Here is a 7,530-nt window from a genome sequence, read left to right on the forward strand (position 1 = left end):
CGTCCCGTTCAGCCAGTGAACACCCGCACCACCGGCGGCTCCGCCAGGAGCGCCGCCGTGCGGGCCAGGGCGTCGGCCAGGTGGGGGGAGGCGAGGTGGGCCTGCCAGGAGGCGTCGTCCGCCCATTCCTCCACGATCGCCCAGGCGCCGGGTGCGGCCGGGTCCTCGTACGGGCGGTAGGAGAGGTTGCCGGGCTCGGCCCGGGTGGGGGCGACGAGGGCGAGGGCCTGGGCGCGGACCTCCGCCTCCCGGCCCGGGAGGGCCTGGAGGCGGGCCACCGCCGTGACGGGGGAGACCGCCGTGACCGGGGTCGGGGTCTGCCGGGGTGAGGTCATCGCGCCGACGCCGCCTCGGCCTTGGCCTTGAGGGCGCCGAGCAGGTCCCGGACCAGGGAGATGGTGGTCTCGTCGGTCAGGTTGCCGTCCTCGTCGAAGCGCTCGTGCGAGCGGAACACCTGAACCTCGGGCTTGACGACGACGTCGCTGTCCGTCCACACGAACACCTGCCGCAGCGCCAGCTGTGCGCGCACCGTACCGAAGTTGGTGGGCGCGGCGCCGAGGATGGCGACCGGCTTGCGCAGCAGGGGCAGGCCCTCCTGCTTCGTCCAGTCGGTGCTGACCCAGTCGATCGCGTTCTTCAGGGTGCCCGGGATCGAGTAGTTGAACTCCGGGGTGGCGATCAGCAGCCCGTCCGCCTCGTCGATCCGCCGGCGCAGCTCGGCGACGGCGGCCGGGCGGTCCTGCGGGTTGTCGAGGTCCTGGTCGTACGGGGGGATCTCGCGCAGGCCGTCGTAGATCTCGATGTCCAGGCCGCCGGGCTGGTGCTTGCGCGCGGCGCGCAGCAGGGCGGTGTTGTGCGAGTCGGCGCGCAGGCTGCCGGAGATGGCAAGGATCTTGAACTCGGACATGACGGTCGTCCCCCTCGTTGAGCGGCGTGGTCGTGGTGACCTCGACAACGCAAAGACTAAACAGAACGGTTCAGTTTGGCAACTGGACTGTTCTGTTCATGGGACGGATGTGCGAATGCTGGTACCGTGGCGCGCCGACAACAGGGGGAAGAGGTCGGGCCGGTGGTGGCAGGACGTCGCATCAGATTCACCGCGGTGCTGGTGGGGGTGGTGCTCGCGCTGACCGGCTTCTCCTCGAACGGCGGCAGCGGCAGCGGCAGCGGTGGCGGCACCGGCAAGAGCAAGAGCAAGAGCGGTGGCGGCGGAGGCTGTTCCAGCTCGAAGAGCGGCAAGACGAAGTCGTACGACGGAGGCGGCGTCAGCGTCGCGACCACCGCGGCGACCGCATCCCCCAGTGCGAGCATCGCCCCGGCCACCGCCGAGGTGGTCACCTGCGTCGGCGCCGCCTCGCCGGTCACGACGATCAGGTTCACCTCGACGCTCAACCTCGGGGCGACCTTCTCGGTGAACCTCTACCGCGAGAACGCGACCGGTGCGGTCATCGAACAGAGCGTCGTCAAGGTGACCCTGGAGGCTCACGAGACCCGCACCGTCGACGTCGCCCTCGAGGACGCCTCGCGCGCCGCCCACGTCGTGAAGTGTCGGCTCGACGCCCCCGTCAGGGGAGCGGGCACCACCGGAGGGGCCGGCGTGATGCCCGCGGCCACGGCCACGCCCACGGGCAAGGCCGCGCCGAAGGTGTCGCCCAAGGCCACGGCCAAGGCCGTGCCCAAGGCGACCGCGTCCCGCTGACCGGTGCGCCCGCTCAGCGCAGCCGGAACTCCGTCCCCGGGCGCCGGGAGCCGAAGAGTTCCGCCTGCCGTTCCGGCGTCAGGTTGCCCAGCGAGATCAGCGCCGGCGCCTGGGCCAGGGCCTGCTGGAGGGCGGCCTGCTTCGCCGACCACAGCGCCCGGACGGTGCCCTGCACGGCCTCCGTCGGGTAGCCGGCCAGGGTCTGCGCCGCGCGCAGGGCCGCCGGGAGGAGTTCCCCGGGCTCGGCCAGTTCCGACACGAGCCCGATCTCGTACGCACGCCGCGCCGAGAGCCTTTCGGCCGTACCCATCAGGGACATCCGGGCCGCCTCGCCGAAGGGCATGCGCTGCGCCATGTACACGGCCTCGTAGGCGCTGACCATCCCGTAGGTGGTGTGCGGGTCGAAGAAACTCGCCGAGGAGGACGCGATGAGGAACTCCGACTCGCCCAGCAGGTAGAACGCCCCACCGCAGGCCATGCCGTTGACGGCGGCGACCACCGGCTTCCACAGGTCGCCCGCCTTCGGGCCGATACCGGCCAGCGGATCGTCGACCGAGTACGGGGAACCGGGCTGCGGCACCTCCACGCCCCGGTCGATGCCCGTGCAGAAGGCGGCCGTCCCCGCGCCCGTCAGCACGACCGCCCGCACGTCCTCGGCGAAGCGGAACTCCCGCCACACCTCGGTCAGTTCGGCGGCCGTCTCCAGGTCGATCGCGTTGTGCCTGCGCTCCCGGTCCAGGGTGACGACCGCGACCCCGGTCGCCTTGTCCCGCTCCACCCGCAGCGTCAAGACTTCTCCAGGATCCAGCGCGGCACGGCCATCCCGTCGATGGTCGTGAAGGTGACCTGTACCCGCGCGCCGATGCGCAGCCTGGCCGGGTCCATCGAGTCGAGCGGCGCGTCGGCGGCGGTCACCAGGTTCCCGGCGAGCCGGATGCGGGGCGCGTCGGCGAGCTCCACGAGGACCACGTTGTACGGGGCCTGCGCCGCGTACGCGGGCAGCAGCGGCGGGTGCGGCAGTACGTAGGACCAGATCCGGCCCCGGCCGCTCATCAGGCGCCACTCGCTGTCGAAGGACCGGCAGTGCGGGCAGCAGGGGCGGGGCGGGAAGCGCAGCTCGCCGCAGGCCGTGCAGGCCTGGACGCGGAGCTCGCCCCGGGCGGCGTACTCCCAGAAGGGCGCGCCGTCCTCGTCGGGGACGGGGAGCAGCAGGCCCTCGGCGGAGGGAGGGGACGCGGGTGCGGTCGTGGGTATGGATGCGGTCATGGCCGGCTCAGCTCCTCAGCAGGATCGCGGACGTCGGGACACCCTCGCCCGCCGTCACCAGGCAGGTCGCGGCGTCCGGCACCTGGGCGGTGGAGATGCCGCGTAGTTGCTTGACGCCCTCGTTGATCAGGTTGAAGCCGTGTACGTAGGCCTCGGACAGGCCGCCGCCCCCGGTGTTGATGGGAAGCCTGCCGCCGATCTCCAGTGCCCCGCCCTCGGTGAAGGCGGCGCCCTCGCCGCGCCCGCAGAAGCCGTAGCCCTCCAGGGAGAGCGGGATCAGCGGGGTGAAGGCGTCGTAGATCTGGGCGACGTCCACGTCCTGGGGCCCGAAGTCGGCCTGCTTCCACAGGTGGCGGGCGGCCGTCCAGGCGGGGCCGCTCAGCGGGTCCTCGTTCCAGTAGTTGACCATGCCGTGGTGCTGCGAGGGCAGGCCCTGGGCGGCGGAGTGCACGTAGACGGGCTTTTGGCGGCAGTCCCGGGCGCGTTCGGCGGAGACGATCACGCAGGCGAGAGCGCCGTCGGTCTCCAGGCAGTTGTCGAAGAGGCAGAGCGGGTCGCTGATCATGCGGGAGGTCATGTACATCTCGCGGGTCAGCGGGCGCTCGTACATCATCGCGGCCGGGTTCTCGTTGGCCCGGTTGCGGCAGGCCATGGCCACGTTGAGGAGGTGGTCGCGGGTGGCGCCGTACTCGTGCATGTAGCGGCGGGCCAGCATGCCGATCTCGTCGGCCGGGCGCAGCAGCCCGAAGGGGCGGGTCCACTGGCCGGGGGTGGGTAGCTGGACGGCGGTGTTCTTCCAGGGCCGGGGGCCCGAGCCGCGCTTGCGGGAGCGCCAGGCGACGCCGACGGTGGCCTGTCCGGTGGCGACGGCCGCGGCGAGGTGTCCGACGGTGGCGCAGGAACCGCCGCCGCCGTAGCCGATCTTGGAGAAGAAGGTGACGTCGCCGGCGCCGATGGCCTTGGCGACCTCGACCTCGTCGGTCTCCTCCATGGTGTACGAGGAGAAGGCGTCCACCTCGGACGGGTCGATGCCCGCGTCGTCGAGGGCCGCCAGGATGGCCCGGCAGGCCAGTTCCTTCTCGGACTGCGGCAGTCGTTTGGCAAAGGGCGTCTGGCCGATGCCGACTATCGCCGTAGCGTCCTTGAGCGTTGCCGCCATCGCCACCTCCGTGGGTGAGGGGTGCACCGGTACTGCTGACAGCCGCGAAGGCTACAGCTAATCTGACGGATAGTCAGCTACTGGGTTCGGGGAGGGGTGGCACGGATGGGCGACGAGGGGCGCGAAGACGGGCGCGGCGACCTGCGCGGCGACCGGCGCGAGGACGTGAGCGCAGACCTGCGCCGGCGCAGCATCGCCGGGCTCGTCCGGGCGGCAGCCGTACGGTACGCCCACCGCGAGGCCGTCGTCGACGGCCGCGTCAGGATCGACTACGCGCAGCTCGGCGAGCGCGTCGAGCGCGCCGCGGCCGCCTGCGTGGCCGCCGGGGTCGAACCCGGCGACCGGGTCGCCGTCTGGGCCCCCAACACCCTCGACTGGATCGTCTCCGCACTCGGCGCCGTCTCGGCCGGCGCCGTGCTCGTCCCGCTCAACACCCGTTTCAAGGGCGCGGAAGCGGCGTACGTCCTGCGGCGCAGCCGCGCGAAGCTGCTGTTCATCACCGGGACCTTCCTCGGCACCTCGTACGTCGCCTCGCTGCGCCGCGCCGCCGCCGAGGGCCCCGGCGGCGGCCCGCTGCCCGGGCTTCCGCACCTGGAGCAGGTCGTCGTCCTCGCCGAGGACGCGCCGGAGTCCTTCCGCACCTGGAAGGACTTCCTCGCCGGCGGGGACTCCGTCCCGGCCGCGGTGGTCCGCGAGCGCGCGGAATCGATTCGCCCCGACGCGCCCTCCGACATCATCTTCACCTCCGGCACCACCGGCAGCCCCAAGGGCGCCGTCATCACCCACGGCCAGTCCCTGCGCTGCTACGAGGTGTGGAGCGAGCTCGCCGGACTGCGCGAGGGCGACCGCTACCTGATCGTGAACCCGTTCTTCCACACCTTCGGCTACAAGGCGGGGATCATCGCCTGCCTGATGCGCGGCGCCACGATGGTCCCGCAGCCCGTCTTCAACGTGGACACCGTCCTCGCCAACGTCGCCGCCGAGCGGATCTCCGTGCTCCCCGGGCCGCCCACCCTGCACCAGTCGCTCCTCGACCACCCCCAGCGCGACCACCACGACCTCTCCGCCCTGCGCCTGGTCGTCACCGGCGCGGCCGTGGTCCCGCTCCAGCTCGTCGAACGGCTCCGCAGCGAACTGCGCATCGCCACCGTCCTGACCGCGTACGGGCTCTCCGAGGCCAGCGGCATCGTCACGATGTGCCGGCAGGGGGACCCGGCGCAGGTCATAGCCGAGACCTCGGGACGGGCCATCCCCGACACCGAGGTGATGATCGCGGGCCCCGACGGGCAGCCGCAGCCGGCCGGCCGGGTCGGCGAGATCCTCGTACGCGGGTACAACGTCATGCAGGGGTACTTCGAGGATCCCGAGGAGACGGCGAGGACGATCGACGCGGAGGGCTGGCTGCACACCGGCGACGTCGGCTTCAAGGACGCGCACGGCAACCTGCGCATCACCGACCGGATCAAGGACATGTTCATCGTCGGCGGCTTCAACGCCTACCCCGCCGAGATCGAGCAACTCCTCGGCCTGCACCCCGACATCGCGGACGTCGCCGTCGTCGGGATCCCCGACCCGCGCCTCGGCGAGGTCGGCAAGGCCTACGCCGTGCGGCGCCCCGGCTCCACCCTCACCGCCGACGACCTGATCGCCTGGTCGCGGCGGGAGATGGCCAACTACAAGGTGCCGCGCGAGGTGGAGTTCGTCGGCGAACTGCCGCGCAACGCGAGCGGCAAGGTCCTCAAGCGGGAGCTGCGCACCCGCTCGGTCAAGGGGTGAGGGCGCCCAGGTCGATGTCCACGGGGAACGGGACCGACACCTTGAGCCGATCGCGGTGGATCCCGGTGGGGACGTACGTACGCGTGACCGTGTCCAGCTCGTAGACGTGCACGACGGGCTCGCCCTCTTCGTCCTCGGCCCTCCAGAAGTGGGGGATCCCGGCCTGGGCGTACTTGAAGGGCTTGAGGGAACGGTCGCGGTCGGCCGATTCCTCGGACACCACTTCGATCACGAGGACGACCTCGTCGGGGAGGTAGCGGGTGCGGTCGGGGTCGTAGGCGACCGTCGCAGCCAGGATGTCCGGCTCGGGGCGGCTCTTCTTGTCGAGGCGGACGGTCATCTCCAGTGCGAGATCGATGCCGTCCGGTGCTGCCTGCCGCAGGCCGAGCGCCAGGCTCCCCACGAGGCGTGAGTGCCAGAGCCGCTGAGGGGTCACCCTGAAGATCAGTGCACCCTCGATGAGTTCGGTGTGGCGGGGGGCCTCGGGCAGGTGGTCGAGGTCGTCCGCTTCCCATCCGCTCGCGCGGGGCGGATACATCCACTCGGGAAGTTCGGCCTCCATGGTCTCCTCCAGGGTCCGGGGCCGGCCTACTCGTCGGAAGCCTCCCCGACCGGCGCTCGTCCCGGCTTGCGGGCCAGTACCAGCCGCCAATGCGGGGCGCCGTCCGGCTGCCGGCCGAAGTGCTCCAGCGGCGCCGTCTCCACCGTGAAGCCGGCCGCCCGCAGGTCCTCCCGGACCCCGCTCGGCGGGAAGGTCCGGTAGTACATGACGAACGGCGGACGCCACACCGCGTTGCGCACCCGCATCGCCGCGTCGAAGCCCGCCACCGCCCACCACAGCGGCGAGCGCGGCGGGATCGGCGCGCCGATCGGGAAGGCGAAGACCCCGCCGGGGCGCAGCGCCCGGTACACCCCGGAGAACAGGGCGGGCCGCTCGGCCGGCAGGAAGTGGCCGAAGGCGCCGAAGCTCACGGCCAGGTCGTACGAGTCCTCGAGCGCGGGCGGCAGGGCCCGCGCGTCGGCCCGTACGAAGTCCACGCGCTCGCCCGCGTGCGCCCGGGAGGCCTCGGCGAGCATGCCCGCGCTCACGTCCACCCCGGTCACCCGCCCCCGGCACAGCCGCCGCAGCATGCCGATCGCCGCGCCCGTGCCGCAGCAGACGTCCAGCCCGGCGCCGAAGGACCCCTCCCGCTGGGCGAGGGTCTCCTCCACCGCGTCCAGCATCCGGTCCGGGGTGCGGAAGGGGGTGTGGTCGAACTTCGGCGCGAGCAGGTCGTAGCCGCGCTCGACCGAGGTGAGGGCCTGTGCGGCGAGTTCGCGGACGCTCGGCCCGTGGGAGGAGAACACCGTCCCCAGAGTAGTGATCGCGAGCCCCTCGGCGGGCATTTCGGGACCTTCGGTCAGGGCCGAGCCCGCCCACCGGCCGGCCCTCCCGGGCCGGTGCACCTGCGGAGGAAGTGCAACGGCTGCTCCGCAGCGGCTGATCACGATGGCCCGGACAGGCCCCGGACAGGCCCCGGACAGGCCCCGGACATGGAAACGCGGGGGGGGGGGGGGGGGGGCGCCCCCCCCCCCCCCCCCCCCCCCCCCCCCCCGGCCGCCCCCCCCCCCCCCCCGCGCCGCCCCCCCG

General features: G+C 72.6%; 9 protein-coding genes. 2 read left to right on the forward strand and 7 right to left on the reverse strand.

Annotated features, from left to right (window positions below; all coding sequences use genetic code 11):
• Window positions 1-8: 8 nt before the first annotated feature.
• The gene (locus ACIQ5Y_RS29330; protein ID WP_403886888.1) at window positions 9-335 is read right to left on the reverse strand and encodes a putative quinol monooxygenase; all 327 of its coding nucleotides are present in this window, start codon (window positions 333-335) and stop codon (window positions 9-11) included.
• Entirely contained in the window at window positions 332-907 is a 576-nt protein-coding gene (locus tag ACIQ5Y_RS29335) for an NADPH-dependent FMN reductase (protein ID WP_403886891.1), read from the reverse strand. The genes ACIQ5Y_RS29330 and ACIQ5Y_RS29335 overlap by 4 nt, the downstream gene beginning before the upstream one ends.
• Window positions 908-1,072: 165 nt before the next feature.
• On the opposite strand from ACIQ5Y_RS29335, the gene ACIQ5Y_RS29340 reads away from it, so the two are divergent.
• Window positions 1,073-1,699 carry a hypothetical protein gene (locus tag ACIQ5Y_RS29340; RefSeq protein WP_403886894.1) on the forward strand — a complete coding sequence of 209 codons (627 nt, stop codon included), beginning with the start codon at window positions 1,073-1,075 and terminating at the stop codon, window positions 1,697-1,699.
• Window positions 1,700-1,712: 13 nt separating this feature from the next.
• On the opposite strand, the gene ACIQ5Y_RS29345 is transcribed toward ACIQ5Y_RS29340, so the two are convergent.
• From ACIQ5Y_RS29345 to ACIQ5Y_RS29355, 3 genes are read right to left on the reverse strand one after another with little or no spacing between them, the layout of a single operon-like run.
• Window positions 1,713-2,489 carry an enoyl-CoA hydratase/isomerase family protein gene (locus ACIQ5Y_RS29345; protein ID WP_403886897.1) on the reverse strand — a complete coding sequence of 259 codons (777 nt, stop codon included), beginning with the start codon at window positions 2,487-2,489 and terminating at the stop codon, window positions 1,713-1,715.
• A complete protein-coding gene (locus ACIQ5Y_RS29350) occupies window positions 2,486-2,965 on the reverse strand; it encodes a Zn-ribbon domain-containing OB-fold protein (RefSeq protein WP_403886899.1) in 480 nt (159 codons plus the stop codon). The genes ACIQ5Y_RS29345 and ACIQ5Y_RS29350 overlap by 4 nt, the downstream gene beginning before the upstream one ends.
• Before the next feature lie 7 nt (window positions 2,966-2,972).
• Entirely contained in the window at window positions 2,973-4,124 is a 1,152-nt protein-coding gene (locus ACIQ5Y_RS29355) for a lipid-transfer protein (RefSeq protein ID WP_403886902.1), read from the reverse strand.
• A gap of 105 nt (window positions 4,125-4,229) precedes the next feature.
• Here ACIQ5Y_RS29355 and ACIQ5Y_RS29360 point away from each other — a divergent pair, with 105 nt between their 5' ends.
• Window positions 4,230-5,900 carry a FadD3 family acyl-CoA ligase gene (locus ACIQ5Y_RS29360; RefSeq protein WP_403886905.1) on the forward strand — a complete coding sequence of 557 codons (1,671 nt, stop codon included), beginning with the start codon at window positions 4,230-4,232 and terminating at the stop codon, window positions 5,898-5,900.
• On the opposite strand, the gene ACIQ5Y_RS29365 is transcribed toward ACIQ5Y_RS29360, so the two are convergent.
• Together ACIQ5Y_RS29365 and ACIQ5Y_RS29370 are read right to left on the reverse strand one after the other, a co-directional pair.
• Window positions 5,890-6,462, reverse strand: a complete 573-nt coding sequence (locus ACIQ5Y_RS29365; protein ID WP_403886907.1) for a Uma2 family endonuclease — start codon at window positions 6,460-6,462, stop codon at window positions 5,890-5,892. The two genes, ACIQ5Y_RS29360 and ACIQ5Y_RS29365, sit on opposite strands and share 11 nt — an antisense overlap.
• Window positions 6,463-6,488: 26 nt before the next feature.
• The gene (locus ACIQ5Y_RS29370; RefSeq protein WP_403886924.1) at window positions 6,489-7,247 is read right to left on the reverse strand and encodes a class I SAM-dependent methyltransferase; all 759 of its coding nucleotides are present in this window, start codon (window positions 7,245-7,247) and stop codon (window positions 6,489-6,491) included.
• Window positions 7,248-7,530: the final 283 nt, after the last annotated feature.

It is taken from the genome of Streptomyces sp. NPDC096339 (assembly GCF_044762985.1).
Classification (GTDB): Bacteria; Actinomycetota; Actinomycetes; order Streptomycetales; family Streptomycetaceae; genus Streptomyces.

Bases quoted from the DNA above. Each gene is read 5' to 3' on its own strand.
- ACIQ5Y_RS29330 (WP_403886888.1), bottom strand. From the start codon at position 335: ATGACCTCACCCCGGCAGACCCCGACCCCGGTCACGGCGGTCTCCCCC.
- ACIQ5Y_RS29335 (WP_403886891.1), bottom strand. From the start codon at position 907: ATGTCCGAGTTCAAGATCCTTGCCATCTCCGGCAGCCTGCGCGCCGAC.
- ACIQ5Y_RS29350 (WP_403886899.1), bottom strand. From the start codon at position 2,965: ATGACCGCATCCATACCCACGACCGCACCCGCGTCCCCTCCCTCCGCC.
- ACIQ5Y_RS29355 (WP_403886902.1), bottom strand. From the start codon at position 4,124: ATGGCGGCAACGCTCAAGGACGCTACGGCGATAGTCGGCATCGGCCAG.
- ACIQ5Y_RS29360 (WP_403886905.1), top strand. From the start codon at position 4,230: ATGGGCGACGAGGGGCGCGAAGACGGGCGCGGCGACCTGCGCGGCGAC.
- ACIQ5Y_RS29365 (WP_403886907.1), bottom strand. From the start codon at position 6,462: ATGGAGGCCGAACTTCCCGAGTGGATGTATCCGCCCCGCGCGAGCGGA.